This is a genomic window from Methylobacterium currus (assembly GCF_003058325.1).
In the GTDB taxonomy this organism is placed as follows: Bacteria; Pseudomonadota; Alphaproteobacteria; order Rhizobiales; family Beijerinckiaceae; genus Methylobacterium; species Methylobacterium currus.
In genome coordinates, this window is record NZ_CP028843.1 from 5,596,225 (window position 1) to 5,613,570 (window position 17,346).

Sequence of the window (17,346 nt, forward strand, 5' to 3'; positions counted from 1 at the left end):
GGTCCCGCGCACCCCACGCGCCCGTCCCCCACTCCCGATAAGGTGCCCCCGCCGATGACCCGTTTCCGTACCCTCGACGATGCCGGCGACCTGAAGGGCAAGCGCGTCCTCGTGCGCGTCGATTTCAACGTGCCGATGGACCAGGGCCGCGTCACCGACGCCACCCGCATCCGGCGCGTGCTGCCGACCCTCCGCGAGCTCGTCGAGGCCGGCGCCAAGGTGGTCCTGCTCGCCCATTTCGGCCGCCCGAAGGGCAAGCCGGTCCCGGCCGAGTCCCTGCGCCCGATCGCCGAGGCCACCGCCCGCGAGCTCGGCCGCCCGGTCGCCTTCGCGGAGGATTGCGTCGGCGAGACGGCCGCCGCGGCCGTGGCTGCGCTCAAGGACGGCGACGTCCTGATGCTGGAAAACACCCGCTTCCACGCCGGCGAGGAGAAGAACGACCCCGCCTTCGTCAAGGCGCTCGCCGCCAACGGCGACGTCTACGTCAACGAGGCCTTCTCCGCCGCCCACCGGGCCCACGCCTCGACGGAAGGGCTCGCCCACGTGCTGCCGGCCTATGCGGGCCGCCTGATGCAGGCCGAGCTCGACGCGCTCACCAAGGGCCTCGAGGCCCCGGCCCGGCCGGTGGTGGCGATCGTCGGCGGCTCCAAGGTCTCGACCAAGATCGACCTCCTGAAGAACCTCGTCGCCAAGGTCGACGCCCTGGTGATCGGCGGCGGCATGGCCAACACCTTCCTGCACGCCGCCGGCCTCGGCGTCGGCAAGTCGCTCTGCGAGCGCGACCTCGCCGGCACCGCCCAGGCGATCATCGAGGCGGCGCGGGAGAACAACTGTGCCATCATCCTGCCGGTCGACGGCGTGGTGGCCGAGGAGTTCAAGGCCGGCGCTCCCCACCACACCTACGGGGTCGACGCGATCCCGGAGAACGGCATGATCCTCGACATCGGCAGCCTGTCGGTGGACCGGATCTCGGCCGCGATCGACGACGCCAAGACCCTGGTGTGGAACGGCCCGGTCGGCGCCTTCGAGATCGCTCCCTTCGACCAGGGCACGGTGGCGGCGGCCCGCCATGCGGCGGCACGGACCAAGGCCGGCAAGCTCGTCTCGGTGGCGGGCGGCGGCGACACGGTGGCGGCGCTCAACCATGCCGGCGTGTCGGAGGACTTCACCTATATCTCGACCGCCGGCGGTGCCTTCCTCGAATGGCTCGAGGGCAAGCCGCTGCCGGGCGTCGACGCGCTGCGCCGACAAGCGTGAGGGTGCGGTTCAGGTCGGCGGGATTAGGACGCCCGCCGGCCCGTCCGCTATAATGCGGCAACACTGACGATCTCGGAGGATACGGACATGGCGCGCATCACGCTCAGGCAGCTTCTCGACCACGCCGCCGAGCACGGCTACGGGGTGCCGGCCTTCAACATCAACAACATGGAGCAGGGCCTCGCCATCATGGCGGCGGCCGACGCCACCGACTCGCCGGTGATCCTGCAGGCGAGCCGCGGCGCCCGCGCCTATGCCAACGACGTGGTTCTGGCCAAGCTGATCGACGGCCTCGTCGAGATCTATCCGCACATCCCGGTCTGCATGCACCTGGATCACGGGAACAACGAGGCGACCTGCGCCACGGCGATCCAGTACGGCTTCACCTCGGTGATGATGGACGGATCGCTCAAGAGCGACGGCAAGACCCCGGCGGACTACAACTACAACGTCGAGATCACCCGCAAGGTGACCGAGATGGCGCACTGGGCCGGCTGCTCGGTCGAGGGCGAGCTCGGGGTGCTCGGCTCGCTCGAGAGCGGCCAGGGCGAGGCGGAGGACGGCCACGGCGCCGAAGGCACCCTGTCGCACGACCAGCTCCTGACCGACCCGGCCGAGGCGGAAAAATTCGTGGCGGCCACCAAGGTCGACGCGCTCGCGGTCGCGATGGGCACCTCGCACGGCGCCTACAAGTTCACCCGCAAGCCCGACGGCGCGGTGCTGGCGATGAACGTGATCGAGGAGATTCACCGCCGCCTGCCCAACACCCACCTGGTGATGCACGGTTCCTCGTCGGTCCCGCAGGACCTGCAGGACATCATCAACCAGTATGGCGGCGAGATGAAGCCGACCTGGGGCGTGCCGGTCGAGGAGATCCAGCGCGGCATCAAGCACGGCGTGCGCAAGATCAACATCGACACCGACAACCGGATGGCGATGACCGGCCAGATCCGCAAGGTGCTGATGGAGAACAAGGCCGAATTCGACCCGCGCAAGTACCTGAAGCCGGCGATGGATGCGATGACCAAGCTGTGCAAGCAGCGCTTCGAGGAGTTCGGCACGGCGGGCCATGCCGGCAAGATCCGGCCGGTCGCGCTGTCCGAGATGGCCAAGCGCTACGCCGCCGGCAAGCTCGACCCGTCCTTCGCCCCCTCGAAGGCCGCCGCGGAGTAACCTCCCCGCACCAGCGATGCGGCCGCTCGCGCGCCGCATCGCTGCCCCACTCGCGATGCACCAGGGCGGGCGGCCGACGGGCCGTCCGCCTCGTGCGTTTCTCGCTCTTGGCCTCGTGCACTCTTGGCCTTGTCATCCTTGGCCTTGTCACCCCTGGCCTTGTCACCCCTGGCCTGTTCGCCCCGAAGGCTCGAAGACCCCGATGGCCGATCCCCAGACCCGCCTGATCCTCCTCACCGCCGCCGAGGCCGGCCCGGAGCTCGGCCCCCGCCTCGCGCGCGCGGTCGCGGCCGGCGACGTCGCCGCGGTGATCCTACGCCTGCCGCCGGGCGAGGAGCGCGCCCTGGTCAATGCCGTCAAGGCGGTCGCCCCGACGGTGCAGGAGGCCGGCGCCGCCCTGGTGCTCGCCGGCGGCGGGGGCATCGACCTCGCTACCGTGGCCTCCCGCAGCGGTGCCGACGGCGTCCATGTCCAGGCGGGCGACGCCGAGGCGGACCAGGCGGAGGCTTCGTCCGACGAGGGCGAGGACACAGACGAGGAGGAGGCCGTGGGACCGCTGCACGCCCTGCGCGAGCGCCTGCGCGACGGCCGCATCCTGGGTGTCGGCGGCATCCGCAGCAAGCACGCCGCGATGCAGGCCGGCGAGTCCGGCGCCGACTACCTGCTGTTCGGCGACGATCCCGATCTTCCCCTCGACACACTCGTGGCGCGGCTGACCTGGTGGGTCGAGATCTTCGAGACGCCCTGCATCGCGCTCGCCCGCGACCTCGAGGCCGTGCCCGACCTCGTGGCGACCGGGGCCGAGTTCATCGGCCTCGATCCCGCGCTCTGGGCCGGGGAGGGGGGCGAGGCCGCGGTCGCCGCGGCGCAGGCGCAGATCCGGAACCGCCCCGCGGGCGGGGAGGGGTGAGGATGCGGCGTCCTCGCATCGTGGCCTCGCCTCGCCTCGCGACGCTGGCGCTGCTCGGGATCGTGAGCGTCGCGGCCGGGGCCCGATCGGTCCCGGCCGAAGCCGCGACCCCGGGAGCTGCCTCGCCGAGCGCTCCCTCACCAGGAGCCGCCTCGCCCGGCTTCGGCGCGACCAACACCTTCGGGGCGTCCAAGTCGACGACCCTGCCGGGCGCGGCCACCCTCCCGCCCGCGCCGTCGAACGACCCGAATGCCGACCTCGCCTACGGCGCCTATCAGCGCGGCTTCTACGTCACGGCGTTCCGGGAGGCGACGAAGCGGCTGGAGAAGAACAAGACCGACTTTCCCGCCATGACCCTGCTGGCGGAGCTGTACAGCCAGGGCCTCGGCGTGCGCCAGGATCCGGCGCGGGCCGCCGAGTGGTACCGCCTGGCCGCCAATCTCGGCGATCCCCACGCCGCCGCCACCCTCGGCATGATGCAGATCGAGGGCCGCGGCGTGCCGAAGGACTTAGGGGCCGGCCGCGCCCTCCTGGAGAAGGCCGCCGCGCGCTCCGACGCCACCGCGAGCTACAACCTGGCCCTGATCCTGCTCGGCACCGGCGCGCCGGCCGACCTGACCCGGGCGATCGAGCTCCTGCGCCAAGCGGCCCACCAGGAACTGGCCCCGGCCCAGCACGCGCTCGGCGTGCTCTATCTCCAGGGCCGCGGAGTGGCGAAGGACACGACCAAGGCGGCCGGCTGGTTCCGCCGCGCCGCCGATAACGGCGACCTCGCCGGGGAGGTCGAGTTCTCGATCCTGCTGTTCAACGGCGAGGGCGTGCCGAAGGACGAGGTCCGCGCCGCCCGCTACTTCCGGCACGCCGCCTTCCGGGGCAACGCCGTCGCGCAGAACCGCGTCGCCCGCCTCTATGCCAGCGGCCGCGGCGTCGCGAAGAACCTCGTCGAGGCCGCCGCCTGGGACATGGCCGCCCGGGCGCAAGGCCTGTCCGATACCTGGCTGACCCAGGCGGTGTCCGGCCTCACCCCGGAGGAGAAGGCGCGGGCGGAGCGGCTGGCGGCGGACCGGGCGGGGCCGTGAGCGGGCACTCTGGATCGCCCTAGACACCTGGCAGGATCGGACCGTCGCCGATCGGTGCAAGGCTGCGTCATCCGAAAAGTGGTTTCCTCGTCTCGGGTCGATGCTCTAGAGCCAATCACCAGCGAGGCGCCCCGCCCGGATGCGGGTGCGCGCCTTTCCTCGTGTTCATCTCATGCGGGCCCGAGCGCCCGCCCTCGAAGGATCGTCCCATGACCCCGACCCGCATTCCGGGAGCCGCTGCCCGATGATCGTCTCCCCCCTGATGACCGTGATGGTCGACGCCGTGCGCAAGGCGGCGCGCGGGCTCAAGCGCGATTTCGGCGAGATCGAGAACCTGCAGGTCTCGCGGAAGGGACCGGGCGACTTCGTCACCGCGGCCGACCGCAAGGCCGAGGCGACCCTGCGCGAGGCCTTGATGAAGGCACGGCCAGGCTACGGCCTCATCATGGAGGAGAGCGGAATCATCGAGGGCCAGGACAAGACCCATACCTGGCACGTCGACCCCCTCGACGGCACCACCAACTTCCTGCACGGCGTGCCGCATTTCTGCATCTCGGTCGGCCTCGAGCGCGAGGGCACGATCGTCGCGGCGGTGATCTACGAGCCGATCAAGGACGAGCTCTACATCGCCGAGCGCGGCAAGGGCGCCTTCCTCAACAACAAGCGCCTGCGGGTCGCCGGCCGGCAGGACCTCGCCGACAGCCTGGCGCTCTACGGCTCGCCCTATCTCGGCCGCGGCAGCCATCCGCGCCTGCTCAAGGAACTGGCCGCCGTGATGGCGGTGACCGGCGGCGTGCGCCAGACCGGCTCGGCCGCCCTCGACCTCGCGGCGGTGGCCTGCGGCCGAGCGGATGTCTACTGGGAGCGCGACATCAAGACCTGGGACATGGCCGCGGGCCTGCTCCTGGTGCGCGAGGCCGGGGGCTTCGCCACCAGCGCCGATGGCGGCGCCGATCCGATGAGCGCCGGCTCGGTCGCCTGCGGCAACGAGGTGCTGCAGCGCGAGCTGGTCGCCATCCTTCGCAAGATCGGCGGCTGACGCCGGAAGGGCAAAGAACCCTCAGGCCGCCCGCACGCTGGCGAGGAAGCCCGCCAGCTCCTCCTGGAGCCGCCGCGACTGGGACGACAGGGCGCGCGAGGCGTCCAGAACCTCCGCGGCGGCGCGTGCCGCCTGCTCGGCCGAGCGGCTGACCGCACCGGCGCTGCCGCTGACGGCGCCGGTGCCGTCGGCGGCGCGCTGGGCGCCGGCGGCGATCTCCCGCACGGTGACGTCCTGGTCGCCGACGGCGCGGGCGACCGCGTCCGACACGGTGCAGATCTCGGTCACCGCCCGGGTGATGCGGGTCATCGCGGCGCTCGAGGTCTCGGTCGAGGCCTGGATCGCACCGACGCGCGCGGTGATCTCGCCGGCCGCTCCGGCCGCCTGCCCGGCGAGCGCCTTCACCTCCGCGGCCACCACGGCGAAACCCCGGCCCGCCGCGCCGGCCCGCGCCGCCTCGATCGTCGCGTTGAGCGCGAGAAGGTTCGTCTGCGACGCGACGTCGCCGATCAGCTCGACCACGGTGCCGACGGTCCGGGCCGCCTCCGATAGCGCCCGCACATCCGCCGCGGTGGCGTCGGCATCGGCCGCGGCCCGGCGTGCGGCTTCCACCGAGTCTGCGACCTGGTGGCTGATGGCCCGGATCGAGGCGGTCAGCGCCTCCGCCGCGCCAGCGACCGAGGCGACGCTCGCCGAGGCGTCGCCGGAGGCCGTCGCGGCGACCGCCGCCTGGCGAGACATGTCGGCGGAGGCGTCCGACATCGACTCGGCCGTGTCCTGGAGCCGCCCGGCCGCCGCCGCCACCGCCCCCGCGATGGCACCGATGCTGGCCTCGAACCCGTCGGCGACCCGGGCGAGCGCCGCGCGATGGGCCTGCGCGCTGCGCGAAGCTTCCGCAGCCCTGACCGCCCGGGCCGCCTCGGCCTCGGCGAGCCGGGCGCCGAACTCGACCAGGAGACGGGCCATGGCGCCGATCTCGTCGCCCCGTCCCACGCCCGGAACCGCCGTGGCGAGGTCGCCCTCGGACATCCGCCGCATCGCGGCGGCGATCGCGGTGACCGGACGGGCGATGGAGCGGCCGACCAGCAGCGCGAGGAGAATGGCGAGCACGCCGGCGCCGGCGGTGGCCGCGAGCTGGAGGCGCTGCGTCGTCGCGGCCTCAGCCTCGGCGGCTTGGCGGCTGGCGTGGCGCGAGGCGGCGGCGGCGTCCCGGATCGCCGCGACGGCCGCGGCGATCCGCTGCTCCGACGCGGCCATCTCCCCGGCCGCGGTCGTGTCCAGTTCGGCCGACATCGCCGCGAAGGTCCGGTAGGCGCCCTGCAAGGCTTCGACGCTGCGCAGCACCTTGCCGATCTGCGATGCCTCCTGGCTCCCGTCGAGGCCCCGCGCGATCAGTGCGAGCCGCTGCGCGAAGCTGGCGAAGCCCGCATCGCTCGCCGCGAGATCGTCCGGGCGACCGCCCGCGACGAGGCGCTGGAGCGCCATGCGGGCGGTGCCGAGCTGCTCGCTGGCCTTCACGGCGATCTGCGTCGGCCCGCTCTCCCCGAGGGCGTTGATCCGGGCGATGACGAACTGGGCGTCGGTCCGCAGCTTCTCGCTCAGCGGCGTGACGGTCGTCTCGGCGAGGTCGCGCTGCTGCCCCCGCAACTCGGCGCCTGCCGCCCAGGCGCTGCGATAGGCGGCGAACAGGCTGGCGATCTCCTCCATGCGGCCGGCGAGATCCTGGCCCGCCGTGACCGACACTCCGGTATCGATGGCAGCCCGCACCGCATCCGCGGCCTCGTCGGCGGCCGCCCGGTCCGCGTCGGTTCCGCTCGCCAGGGCGCGGCCGGCCAGCCGGCGCAGCTCGGCCAGCCCGCGGTCGATGGCGTGAGTGGCGTCGACCTCGCGGGTGCGGATCTCGTGGAGGTCGAGCGACGCCTCGAGGCCGGCAATCGCCGCGAGCGACAGGCCGGCGACCATCAGGAGCAGGACCAGGATCAGCCCGAAGCCGGCCACGACCCTGCCGCGGATCGAGAGAGTCTGCAGCGATTTGCGCATGCGATCGGTTCTTCCAGATCGTGGACAATCCCGCGCAGCCCGCCCGGCTGCGGCACGTGATCTGCGGTGGGAGCTTCCACGTCGTGAATCAGATCACGCAAGTATGAAGGAAGATGCAAGGCCGCATCCCTCTGCGGCAGGTCCCCGTGCCGGCAGCATCCCGTCCGCAGGGCGGCAGGGCCGCGCCCCCTGGCCAGGCCGGGCCCGATCTGGTCTAAGGCCGCCAACACGTATGACCCGAAGGCCCCGCATGGACCCGCGCACCCTGTCCGCCCTCAAGGACGCGATCCGCTCGATCCCGGACTACCCGAAGCCCGGCATCGTCTTTCGCGACATCACCACCCTGCTCGGCGACGCCCGCACCTTCCGGCGCGCGGTGGACGAGCTGGTGCATCCCTTCGCGGGCGGCCGGATCGACCAGGTCGCCGGCATCGAGGCGCGGGGCTTCATCCTCGGCGGCGCGATCGCCCACCAGCTCTCTTCGGGCTTCGTGCCGATCCGCAAGAAGGGCAAGCTGCCCCACACCACGGTCTCGATCGCCTATGCGCTCGAATACGGCACCGACGAGATGGAGATCCATTCCGACGCGGTGAAGCCCGGCGACCGGGTGATCCTGGTCGACGACCTGATCGCCACCGGGGGCACCGCCACGGCGGCAGTCGAGCTGTTGCGCCGGATCGGCGCCGAGGTGGTGGCGGCCTGCTTCGTCATCGACCTGCCGGAGCTCGGCGGCGCCGACCGCCTGCGCGCCCTCGACCTGCCGGTGCGCACCCTGGTCGAGTTCGAGGGGCATTGAACGACAAAGGCGGGCCTTGCGGCCCGCCTCTCATCGATCCGTTCCGGGTGACCCCGCTCAGGCAGCTTGGGCGAGGCTCTCGAACAGCCCGCGCCCGTCGGTGCCGCCGACCAGGCCTTCGACGAAGTTCTCCGGGTGCGGCATGAGCCCGAGCACGTTGCGGGTCTCGGAATAGATGCCGGCGATGGAGTTGAGCGAGCCGTTGCGGTTGGCCTCGACCGTGAGCTGGCCGGCCTCGTCGCAATAGCGGAACGCCACCCGGCCCTCGCCCTCGATCCGCGCGAGGGTCTCGGGATCGGCGAAGTAGTTGCCTTCGCCGTGCGCGACGCACACGTCGATCACCTGGTGCCGGTCATAGGCCCGCGTGAAGGCGGTGTCGGTGCGCTCGACCCGCAGGGTCTGCCGGTGGCAGATGAAGCGGCGATTGACGTTGCGCATTAGCACGCCCGGCAGCAGGCCGGATTCGCACAGGATCTGGAAGCCGTTGCAGATGCCGAGCACCAGGCCGCCGCGGGAGGCGTGGGCCCGCACCGCGTCCATGGCATGGGCCCGGCCCGCGATGGCGCCGCAGCGCAGGTAATCGCCGTAGGAGAAGCCGCCGGGCAGGACCGCGAGGTCGGTGCCGGCGGGAAGCGCGGTCTCGGTGTGCCAGACCGTGGCCACCTCGGCTCCGGCGAGGCGCAGGGCCCGGGCGACGTCGGCGTCGCGGTTCGAGCCCGGGAAGACGACGATCGCGGCCTTCATCGGGCGATCTCGACGCGGTAGTTCTCGACCACGGTGTTGGCGAGCAGCCGGTCGCAGGCCGCCTTCACGGTGGCCTCGGCGGCGGCCTCGTCGGCGGCCTCGACCTCGACCTCGAAGAACTTGCCCTGGCGCACGCCGGCGATGCCGGTGATCCCGAGCGAACGCAGCGCCCCTTCGATCGCCTTCCCCTGAGGGTCGAGGACGCCGGTCTTCAGGGTGACGGTGACGCGCGCTTTCATCGGCCAGACCTTCGGCATCGGAGGGCTTCTCGACGATCCCGATAGTGCCTTACGGCCCCCGAGGCAACGCCGGGAGGAACACCGCCGGCCGCATTGATCTTTGCTGGAGGGATTCTAATAGTGGTTCGTGCAGGTGGGTGTCGCGGCACGGATGGGTTCGCTCCGCCGCGAGGGTGATGGGGATCAGGGGTGTGTCATGTCGAGCGCCGGCGAAGCGTTCATCCAACAGGCATTCAACCTGATCGACGGTTTCGACGACATGTCGGATCCGCTCGACGTCCAGCAGCGCGTGCTCGATCTCGTCAAGGATTGCGGCTTCACGTTTTTCACGATCACGCGCTTGCCGCAGCCGAGCGAGCGACTGGCACCGAACGTCCTGCTCAGCAGCTGGCCGAAGGGTTGGCTGTCGCATTACGACCGGGTCGGCCATTACCGTTATGATCCGGTGGTGCGACACTGTTATCGGACCATCGAGCCGTTCGCCTGGACGGAGGTGCATTACGAGCCGGAGATCCTGCCGCGCGCCCGCCGGGTGATGGACGAGGCGGCCGATCACGGCATGGCGGTCGGCTTCTGCGTCCCGATCCACGATGCGATGGGTTTCCAGGCAGTGGTGTCCCTCGCGGGGCAGCAGGTCGAGATGCCCCCGCGGGTCCGCCGCGGCGTCCACATGCTCGGGCTCTACGCCTGGGGCGCGGCGGAACGCACCACGGCCCGGCGGCGCAAGCCGACCGGCCGGCTGCTCAGCACCCGCGAGCGCGACGTGCTGTCCTGGGCGGCGCTCGGCCACACCTCCGACGAGATCGCCGCCATCCTCGGCATCTCCTGCCAGACGGTCAACACGCACCTCAAGAACGCCCGCCTGAAGATCGGCACCCGCAACACCACCCACACGGTGGTCGAGGCCCTGCGGCGGCGCGAGATCACGCTCTGATACCCTCGCGCCTTGGCATCGACACGTCGATGCCAAGGCGTCCGGCGCATCAGCGCCGACGCCCGTTCGGGCTTAGCCAGCGCCTTCGAACGGGTCCGTTCGAAGGCGCGGCGGTATAGGAAAGTATTGCATCGGCAATACAACGCTTTGCCCGCTCAGGCTGAGCCTGGATTGTAAATAATCATTGCAAGAGCTGGCATTCGCTTGGCGTTATTCGCCTGTCGCGGTCTGGCGCAACCGAACGGTTTCGCCGCTGGACCGCCGGATCGGAGGAGCCCGAGGGCCGATCCGACGCTGAACGGGCCGAACCCCTCACATCACGGCCTGACGCCGCGGATCCCGGTCCGTCGCCGAAAATGCCGCAAGACCAAAGAACGAAACCGGCGAATCGGCCCGCCCTCACGATATTTCGGGATACCGGGGGCTCCTTCCCTCTGCGCGAATGCCGCAGGAGCGAGGGAGGGATGCGCGCATGATCCGGCTGCATGTCATCGATCGGACAAATCGCGATGCCTATGCCGATGCCATCGATCAGCACCACATTCTGCGCAAGAAGATCTACATGGATGAGCAGAAGTGGCGTGCGCTCCGGGATGTCGACGGGCGCGAGATCGACCAGTTCGACACCGACAGCACCGTCTATCTCCTGGCTATCGGGGCGGATGGCGAGGTCGCGGGGGGCACGCGCCTGCTGCCGTCGCTCGGGCCGACGCTCCTGAGCGAGGTGTTTCCGCACCTGGCCAGGGAGCGCGGCTTCGAGCGGGCGCCGGAGATCTGGGAATGGACCCGCTTCTTCGTGGCGCCCCGCTTCCGGGAGGACAAGCGGCTGTCGCGGGTGGCCGGCATCGTCGCGGCCGGCATGGTGGAGTATTGTCTCGACCAGCGCATTCCGCGCATGAACGTGGTCGCCGAAGCCTACTGGATCCCGAAGGTCTCGGCCCTCGGCTGGCGCCCGCGGCCCCTGGGCCTGCCCCTCGCCCACGAGGGATTGTCGATCTGCGCCTTCACGATCGCGATGACCGAGGAGGCCTTGCAGGCGACCCGCGCCGTCTACGGGATCGAGGCGCCGTCGCTGGTGCGGCCGAAGCGGCCCGCCCCCGGCTACGACCACCCCGCATCCGACCACGTCCTGTCGGCTTGAGACCACGGATGCCGACCGACGGTTACGAGGGCATCGAAGTGCCGCCGCGCACCGAGGACCGAACGATCGCCGACCGGCTGGCCGCGCACCTGATCCGGGCGCACGAGCTGGCGGTGGCATCCGGCGATCCGGTCGCGACGGACCTGATCCGCCTCGCGCTCTGGCATGTCGGGCGCACCTATGCGCCGACGGCCGAGAGGCTCGTGGAGGACAGGGAACCGTCGTGACGCTCCGTGTCCCTTCCCGCCGGGTTCCACCCGAAGCGCAAGCCGGACGTCGCCGTCCGGGAGCGCCGCCTTCCGCCATTCCGGCCGCCCGGCCGGTCCCCGACGCCTTCATCCTCTCACCGGGCACACCCGCCATGCCGATCGCGAGCAACTCCCCTGTCCGACTGACCCACCTCTCGCAGGCGACCCGTGCCGAGATCGAGGTCCTGCGCCTCGCCGCCGGGATCCTCGACCTGCAGCGGACCGCGAGCCCGAGCATCCGCGAGCTTGCCTCCGTGCAGGCGCTGATGCACGCCGCCGAAGCGGTCTTCGACGAGCTCGGCTTCGGCGACGAGCCGGATCGGGCACTGTCCTCCTGAGGGAGGCGCACCTCAATACGCGACCCGCTTCTCGACGTAGCGGAACTGGATCGCCGTCAGCCCGATCACGATCGCCATCAGCACCACGGATTGCGCCGCCGAGCCGCCGAGATCGGCGCCGATGCGGCCGTCCTGGTAGACCTTGTAGACCAGGGTCTGGGTCGCCCGGCCCGGGCCGCCATGGGTGAGGACGTCGATGACGCCGAACGTCTCGCAGAAGGCGTAGACGACGTTGACGACCATCAGGAAGAACGTGGTCGGCGAGAGCAGCGGGAAGACGACGGTCCAGAACCGCCGCGCCGGGCCGGCGCCGTCGATCGCCGCCGCCTCGATCACGCTGCGGGGGATCGCCTGGAGGCCGGCGAGGAAGAACAGGAAGTTGTAGGAGACCTGCTTCCAGGCCGCCGCCATCACCACCAGGATCATGGCGTGGTTCCCGTCCAGCAGCGGGTTCCACGGGATGCCGATCTGGTTGAGGCCGCGGGCGATCAGCCCGAGACCGGGCTGGAACAGGAAGCCGAACAGCACGCCCGCCACCGCCGGCGCGACCGCGTAGGGCCAGATCAGCAGCGTGCGGTAGATCCCGGCGCCGCGGATCTCCCGGTCCGCCATCGCGGCGAGGAGGAGCGCGAAGCCGAGGGAGAGCCCCGCCACCGCCGCCGCGAAGACCAGCGTCGTGACGAGGGCCTGGTAATAGGCCGGGTCGGTGAACAGGGCCCGGTAGTTCTCGAACCAGACGAACTCGGTCGAGAGCCCGAACGCGTCCTGCATCTGGAACGACTGCCAGACCGCCTGGACCGCCGGCCAGTAGAAGAACAGGCCGACGATCAGGAGCTGCGGCGCGATCAGCGCCGCCGGCAGCAGCCGGCCTCCGAAGGTGATGCGCTCGGGACTCATCGATTCAGGATCCGCTCACTCTTCGGCGTTCGCTGATGCGATCAGCGTCCGGCCTGCTTCTCGAACTGGCGCAGCATCGCGTTGCCGCGGGTCGCCGCCTCGTCGAGGGCCTGCTTGGGCGTCTTCTTGCCGGCGAGCGTCGCCTCGATCTCCTCGGCCCAGAGGTCGCGCATCTGCGGCAGGTTGCCGAGGCGCAGACCCCGGGAATTCTCGGTCGGCGTCTTGTTGGTCAGCTCCTTGATCGGCACTTCGAGCGCCGGGTTCTTGTCGTAGAAGCCGTCGGCCTTCGACTTCTCGTAGGCCGCCTTGGTGATCGGCATGTAGCCGGTGGTCTGGTGCAGCTTGGCCTGCCGGTCGGTGTCGGACAGGAAGCTGAAGAACTTCGCCACGCCCTTGTACTCGTCGGGCTTCTTGCCGCCCATCACCCACAGCGAGGCGCCGCCGATGATGCTGTTCTGCGGCGCGCCCGGCACGTCGGGATAGTAGGGCATCGGCGCGGAGGCCCAGGCGAACTTCGCCGCGCCCTTCACGTTGCCGTAGGAGCCCGACGAGCCGAACATGATCGGGCACTCGCCGGCGGTGAAGCGGCCGAAGCCGCTGTCGTAGCGGCCGGAATAGTCGAACGACTTGTCCTTCTGCGCCTCGGCGAGGTTAGTCAGGTGCTTGACCTGGAGCGGGCCGTTGATCTCGAGCGTGGTGTCGAGGCCGTCCATGCCGTTGGCCTTGGTGGCGACGGGCAGGTTGTGCCAGGCCGAGAGCTGCTCGATGTTGAGCCAGGTGACCCAGGTGGTCGAGAAGCCGCAATTCGGGAAGCCGTTCTGCGTCAGCTTCTTGGCTGCCGCGAACAGGTCCGGCCAGGTCTTCGGCGGCTCGGTGAGGCCGATCGCCTTCAGGGCGTCGAGGTTGGTCCACATCACCATCGACGACGAGTTGAACGGGAACGAGAGCATCTCGCCCTTGGTCGTCGAGTAGTAGCCGGTGATCGCCGGCAGGTAGGCGTTCGGGTCGAAGGGCTCGCCGGCATCCTTCATCAGCTGGTAGACCGGCTTCACCGCGCCCTTGGCCGACATCATCGTGGCGGTGCCGACCTCGAACACCTGCATGATGTGCGGCGCGGTCCCGGCGCGGAAGGCGGCGATGCCGGCATTCAGCGTCTCGCCGTAATTGCCCTTGTAGGTCGGTACCACCTTGTAGTCGCTCTGCGAGGCGTTGAACTCCTCGGCGAGCCGGTTGACCGCGTCGTTGTTGGCGCCCGTCATCGCGTGCCACCATTGCAGCTCGGTCACGGCGAGCGCCGGGGTGGCGGCGGCCAGGCCGAGGCCGGCGAGCGCGATGCGGATGGTCAGGGTGGGGGCCATCGGGTGTCCTCTCCTCGTGTGCGGCCCCTCATGCGGGGCCCGCGTGACACACCGACGACAGGAGCGCCAGGAGCTACGCGGCCCGCACCGTCGCGGCGGCGGGCGCTTGTTAGTAGCTGGCTAAGCACAGCCGTGCCCGCCGGACAAGTGAGGTTGTGAGGACTAGGGCCGCGGCCGGTTGCGCAGGGCCTGGATGGTGGTGGTCGGGGTGATCGCCTCGGGGTCGATCGGGCAGTGCAGGATCGCCGGCAGGCCCGACGCGATCGCCCGCGCCAGGGCCGCCGGAAAGTCCTCATTGCGCTCGACCCGCTCGCCGTAGCCGCCGAAGGCCTTGGCGTAGGCGGCGAAATCGGGGTTGCGCAGCGCGGTGCCGGAGACGCGGCCCGGATATTCCCGCTCCTGGTGCATCCGGATCGTGCCGTACATGCCGTTATCGACCAGGATGATGATCACCGGAAGATCGTACTGGACTGCGGTGGCGAAGTCCTGGCCGTTCATCAGGAAGTCGCCGTCGCCCGACACCGCCACCACGGTGCGCTCCGGCAGGAGCCGCTTGGCTCCGATCGCCGCCGGCACGCCGTAACCCATCGAGCCGGAGGTCGGGGCGAGCTGGCCGTCATGGGCGCGGAACGGCCAGAAACGGTGGACCCAGGTGGCGAAGTTGCCCGCGCCGTTGCACAGGATCGCGTCCGCCGGCAGCGCCTCCCGCAGGTGGGCCATCACGCCGCCGAGCTGGAGCGTGCCGGGCGTGGTGATCCGGGTCGGATCGCTCCAGGTCAGATAGTCGGCGTGCAAGGCCGCGGTGCCGGCGGCCCAGGGCAGGGCGCGGGGCGGCTGCACCGTCTCGATCGCCGCCGCGAAGGCGGTGGGGCTGGCATTGATCGCGAGCGCCGGGCTGTAGACCCGCCCCAGCTCCTCCGGGTCCGGGTGGACGTGGACGAGCGTCTGGCGGGGCCCGGGAATGTCGAGCAGTGTGTAGCCCTGCGACGGGATCTCCGACAGCCGGCCGCCGACGAGGAGCAGCAGGTCGGCTTCCTTGATCCGTGCCAGGAGCTTGGGGTTGACGCCGAGGCCGAGGTCGCCGGCGTAGCATCGGTGATCGGCCGGGATCGTGCCCTGGCGCCGGAACGAGCAGGCGACGGGCAGCGAGAACAGGTCGGCGAAGCGGGCGAAGCGCCGCACGGCCTCCGCCGACCAGCGGCTGCCGCCGAGGATCGCGAAGGGTTTCTCGGCCTGGGCCAGCATATTCTGCAGCGCCACCATCTGGGCGAGCGCCGGATGGGTCTCGACCGGCCGGAAGGCGGGCGCGTCCGGGACGCTCGCGGTCTCGGTCAGCATGTCCTCGGGCAGGGCGATCACCACCGGGCCGGGCCGGCCGGCGGTGGCGACGTGGAAGGCCCGGGCGATCAGCTCGGGGAGGCGGTCGGCGCTGTCGACCTCCGTCACCCACTTGGCGATGGTGCCGAACACCGCCCGGTAATCGAGTTCCTGGAACGCCTCGCGCTCCCGCGCCGCCCGCTCGATCTGGCCGACGAACAGGATCATCGGGGTCGAGTCCTGCCGGGCGATGTGCAGGCCGGGCGCCGCGTTGGTGGCGCCCGGGCCGCGGGTGACGAAGCAGATGCCGGGCCTGCCCGTCAGCTTGCCGTGCGCCTCCGCCATCATGGCGGCGCCGCCCTCCTGCCGGCAGACGGTGAGGCGGATCGCGGCGTCGTGCAGCGCGTCGAGCACCGCGAGGTAGCTCTCCCCGGGCACGCAGAAGATGTCGCCGACGCCGTGGCGGGCGAGCTGGTCCACCAGGATCTGCCCGCCGGTGCGGGGGCGGGGGGCGTCGGTCATGGGTGCGTCCTCCAGCAATCTCTCAGGTGCCGCCGATCCGCGTCAGCCACCCCAGGCCGGATCGGCCAGCACGCTCTCGGTATGGTCCCCCACCTGCGGCGAGGCGGTGTCCGCCGCCATCGGCACGCCGTTGATGACGATCGGCGAGCGCACGCTCGGGATCGTGCCGCCCTTCGCCCGGGGCTCGGGCAGGTCGAGGCGCAGGCCGCGATGCAGCACCTGGGGATCGGAGAAGACCTCGGCGAGGTCGTTGATCGGGCCGACCGGCACGTTGACGGCGCCGAGCCGCGCCAGCAGATCCGCCTTGCTGTGGCGGCTCGTCTCGGCCGCGATGAGCGGGATCAGCACGTCGCGCCGCGTGACCCGGCCCGGATTGGTGGAATAGTCCGGATCGAGGTGCCAGGTCGTGCCGAGGACCGTGCAAAACTTCTGGAACTGCCCGTCATTGCCGCAGGCGACGATGATGTGGCCGTCCGCGGTCGGGAAGACCTGGTAGGGCACGATGCTGGTATGCTCGTTGCCCATCCGCGGCGGCAGCATCCCGGAGACGAGATAGACCAGCGCCTGGTTGCCGAGCACCGACACTTGCGTGTCGAGGAGCGCCATGTCGATGTGGCAGCCCTTGCCGGTGGCGTGCCGGCCCTGGAGCGCGGCGAGGATCGCCACCGTGCCGTAGACCCCGGTGAAGACGTCCGCGAAGGCGACCGCGGTCTTGACCGGCTCGCCCGCCGGCTCGCCGGTGAGCGACATGATCCCGCCGAGGCCCTGGATCATGAAGTCGTAGCCGGCCCGCGGCGCGTAGGGGCCGTCCTGGCCGAAGCCGGTGACCGAGCAGGTGATCAGCCGCGGGTTGAGGGCGCTCAAGCTCTCATGGTCGAGGCCGTACTTCTTCAGGCCGCCGACCTTGAAGTTCTCGATCACCACGTCGGCGTGGGCAGCGAGCTTCCGGACGATCGCCTGTCCCTCGGCGGTCTCGAAATCGGCCGCGACCGAGCGCTTGCCGCGGTTCGTCGAGTGGAAATACGAGGCCGAGAGTGTTTCGCCGTCCGCACCCTCGACGAAGGGCGGGCCCCAGGATCGCGTGTCGTCGCCGACGCCCGGCCGCTCGACCTTGACCACGTCGGCGCCGAGATCCGCCAGGAGCTGGCCGATCCAGGGCCCTGCCAGGATGCGGGCGAGTTCGAGCACCTTGATGCCGGCAAGCGGTTTGTGCACGGAAACGAGCCTCCCATCATTGCGCCTCCCGTTCCGGGATGGCGCGTCGGATCCCGCGTTCCGGGATCGTGGTTCGCCTGCATACGACGCGGCTTGGCC

Annotated in this window: 17 protein-coding genes; 10 read left to right on the plus strand and 7 right to left on the minus strand. The window is 70.8% G+C overall.

All coding sequences use genetic code 11. The features are described from left to right. Positions 1-54: 54 nt before the first annotated feature. The 5 genes from DA075_RS25770 (at position 55) to DA075_RS25790 (ending at position 5,458) form a co-directional block, all read left to right on the plus strand. Positions 55-1,257 carry a phosphoglycerate kinase gene (locus tag DA075_RS25770; RefSeq protein ID WP_099955657.1) on the plus strand — a complete coding sequence of 401 codons (1,203 nt, stop codon included), beginning with the start codon at positions 55-57 and terminating at the stop codon, positions 1,255-1,257. 87 nt (positions 1,258-1,344) lie between these two features. Beyond that, entirely contained in the window at positions 1,345-2,430 is a 1,086-nt protein-coding gene (gene fba / locus DA075_RS25775) for a class II fructose-bisphosphate aldolase (protein WP_099955658.1), read from the plus strand. A gap of 202 nt (positions 2,431-2,632) precedes the next feature. Further along, positions 2,633-3,340: a thiamine phosphate synthase gene (locus DA075_RS25780; RefSeq protein ID WP_099955659.1), complete on the plus strand. Its 708-nt coding sequence runs from the start codon at positions 2,633-2,635 to the stop codon at positions 3,338-3,340. Between the two features lie 2 nt (positions 3,341-3,342). Then, positions 3,343-4,419, plus strand: a complete 1,077-nt coding sequence (locus tag DA075_RS25785; RefSeq protein ID WP_099955660.1) for a tetratricopeptide repeat protein — start codon at positions 3,343-3,345, stop codon at positions 4,417-4,419. A 244-nt stretch (positions 4,420-4,663) separates the two neighbouring features. Beyond that, positions 4,664-5,458, plus strand: coding sequence for an inositol monophosphatase family protein (locus DA075_RS25790; protein WP_099955661.1), 795 nt, complete (start codon positions 4,664-4,666; stop codon positions 5,456-5,458). A gap of 21 nt (positions 5,459-5,479) precedes the next feature. Here the strand turns inward: DA075_RS25790 and DA075_RS25795 are convergent, their stop codons facing one another. After that, positions 5,480-7,498 carry a methyl-accepting chemotaxis protein gene (locus DA075_RS25795; RefSeq protein ID WP_099955662.1) on the minus strand — a complete coding sequence of 673 codons (2,019 nt, stop codon included), beginning with the start codon at positions 7,496-7,498 and terminating at the stop codon, positions 5,480-5,482. Positions 7,499-7,748: 250 nt separating this feature from the next. Between DA075_RS25795 and DA075_RS25800 the strand changes: the two genes are divergently transcribed. Then, entirely contained in the window at positions 7,749-8,294 is a 546-nt protein-coding gene (locus DA075_RS25800) for an adenine phosphoribosyltransferase (RefSeq protein ID WP_099955663.1), read from the plus strand. Between the two features lie 57 nt (positions 8,295-8,351). Here the strand turns inward: DA075_RS25800 and purQ are convergent, their stop codons facing one another. Both purQ and purS read right to left on the minus strand, forming a co-directional pair. Then, a complete protein-coding gene (purQ, locus tag DA075_RS25805; protein ID WP_099955664.1) occupies positions 8,352-9,038 on the minus strand; it encodes a phosphoribosylformylglycinamidine synthase subunit PurQ in 687 nt (228 codons plus the stop codon). Then, positions 9,035-9,277, minus strand: a complete 243-nt coding sequence (gene purS, locus DA075_RS25810) for a phosphoribosylformylglycinamidine synthase subunit PurS (protein ID WP_048449910.1) — start codon at positions 9,275-9,277, stop codon at positions 9,035-9,037. Before purS ends, purQ begins: the two co-directional genes overlap by 4 nt. A gap of 196 nt (positions 9,278-9,473) precedes the next feature. Between purS and DA075_RS25815 the strand changes: the two genes are divergently transcribed. The 4 genes from DA075_RS25815 (at position 9,474) to DA075_RS25830 (ending at position 11,938) form a co-directional block, all read left to right on the plus strand. After that, the gene (locus DA075_RS25815) at positions 9,474-10,211 is read left to right on the plus strand and encodes a LuxR family transcriptional regulator (protein ID WP_164712489.1); all 738 of its coding nucleotides are present in this window, start codon (positions 9,474-9,476) and stop codon (positions 10,209-10,211) included. Between the two features lie 472 nt (positions 10,212-10,683). Next, entirely contained in the window at positions 10,684-11,352 is a 669-nt protein-coding gene (locus tag DA075_RS25820) for an acyl-homoserine-lactone synthase (RefSeq protein WP_164712490.1), read from the plus strand. Positions 11,353-11,360: 8 nt separating this feature from the next. Then, positions 11,361-11,579 carry a hypothetical protein gene (locus DA075_RS25825; RefSeq protein WP_099955667.1) on the plus strand — a complete coding sequence of 73 codons (219 nt, stop codon included), beginning with the start codon at positions 11,361-11,363 and terminating at the stop codon, positions 11,577-11,579. A gap of 134 nt (positions 11,580-11,713) precedes the next feature. Then, positions 11,714-11,938, plus strand: coding sequence for a hypothetical protein (locus DA075_RS25830; RefSeq protein WP_099955668.1), 225 nt, complete (start codon positions 11,714-11,716; stop codon positions 11,936-11,938). 12 nt (positions 11,939-11,950) lie between these two features. Here DA075_RS25830 and ugpA read toward each other — a convergent pair whose 3' ends face one another. The 4 genes from ugpA to DA075_RS25850 form a co-directional block, all read right to left on the minus strand. Beyond that, entirely contained in the window at positions 11,951-12,835 is an 885-nt protein-coding gene (gene ugpA, locus DA075_RS25835) for a sn-glycerol-3-phosphate ABC transporter permease UgpA (RefSeq protein WP_099955669.1), read from the minus strand. A 41-nt stretch (positions 12,836-12,876) separates the two neighbouring features. After that, positions 12,877-14,193, minus strand: a complete 1,317-nt coding sequence (gene ugpB / locus DA075_RS25840; RefSeq protein WP_099955670.1) for a sn-glycerol-3-phosphate ABC transporter substrate-binding protein UgpB — start codon at positions 14,191-14,193, stop codon at positions 12,877-12,879. Between the two features lie 162 nt (positions 14,194-14,355). Next, a complete protein-coding gene (locus DA075_RS25845; RefSeq protein WP_099955671.1) occupies positions 14,356-16,032 on the minus strand; it encodes a thiamine pyrophosphate-binding protein in 1,677 nt (558 codons plus the stop codon). Between the two features lie 42 nt (positions 16,033-16,074). After that, positions 16,075-17,247 (minus strand): CaiB/BaiF CoA transferase family protein, encoded by a 1,173-nt coding sequence (locus DA075_RS25850; RefSeq protein WP_099955672.1) that lies wholly within the window; start codon positions 17,245-17,247, stop codon positions 16,075-16,077. Positions 17,248-17,346 lie beyond the last annotated feature (99 nt).

Coding starts and splice junctions, on each gene's coding strand:
- DA075_RS25770 (WP_099955657.1), top strand. CDS start 55: ATGACCCGTTTCCGTACCCTCGACGATGCCGGCGACCTGAAGGGCAAG.
- fba (WP_099955658.1), top strand. CDS start 1,345: ATGGCGCGCATCACGCTCAGGCAGCTTCTCGACCACGCCGCCGAGCAC.
- DA075_RS25780 (WP_099955659.1), top strand. CDS start 2,633: ATGGCCGATCCCCAGACCCGCCTGATCCTCCTCACCGCCGCCGAGGCC.
- DA075_RS25785 (WP_099955660.1), top strand. CDS start 3,343: ATGCGGCGTCCTCGCATCGTGGCCTCGCCTCGCCTCGCGACGCTGGCG.
- DA075_RS25790 (WP_099955661.1), top strand. CDS start 4,664: ATGATCGTCTCCCCCCTGATGACCGTGATGGTCGACGCCGTGCGCAAG.
- DA075_RS25795 (WP_099955662.1), bottom strand. CDS start 7,498: ATGCGCAAATCGCTGCAGACTCTCTCGATCCGCGGCAGGGTCGTGGCC.
- DA075_RS25800 (WP_099955663.1), top strand. CDS start 7,749: ATGGACCCGCGCACCCTGTCCGCCCTCAAGGACGCGATCCGCTCGATC.
- purQ (WP_099955664.1), bottom strand. CDS start 9,038: ATGAAGGCCGCGATCGTCGTCTTCCCGGGCTCGAACCGCGACGCCGAC.
- purS (WP_048449910.1), bottom strand. CDS start 9,277: ATGAAAGCGCGCGTCACCGTCACCCTGAAGACCGGCGTCCTCGACCCT.
- DA075_RS25815 (WP_164712489.1), top strand. CDS start 9,474: ATGTCGAGCGCCGGCGAAGCGTTCATCCAACAGGCATTCAACCTGATC.
- DA075_RS25820 (WP_164712490.1), top strand. CDS start 10,684: ATGATCCGGCTGCATGTCATCGATCGGACAAATCGCGATGCCTATGCC.
- DA075_RS25825 (WP_099955667.1), top strand. CDS start 11,361: ATGCCGACCGACGGTTACGAGGGCATCGAAGTGCCGCCGCGCACCGAG.
- DA075_RS25830 (WP_099955668.1), top strand. CDS start 11,714: ATGCCGATCGCGAGCAACTCCCCTGTCCGACTGACCCACCTCTCGCAG.
- ugpA (WP_099955669.1), bottom strand. CDS start 12,835: ATGAGTCCCGAGCGCATCACCTTCGGAGGCCGGCTGCTGCCGGCGGCG.
- ugpB (WP_099955670.1), bottom strand. CDS start 14,193: ATGGCCCCCACCCTGACCATCCGCATCGCGCTCGCCGGCCTCGGCCTG.
- DA075_RS25845 (WP_099955671.1), bottom strand. CDS start 16,032: ATGACCGACGCCCCCCGCCCCCGCACCGGCGGGCAGATCCTGGTGGAC.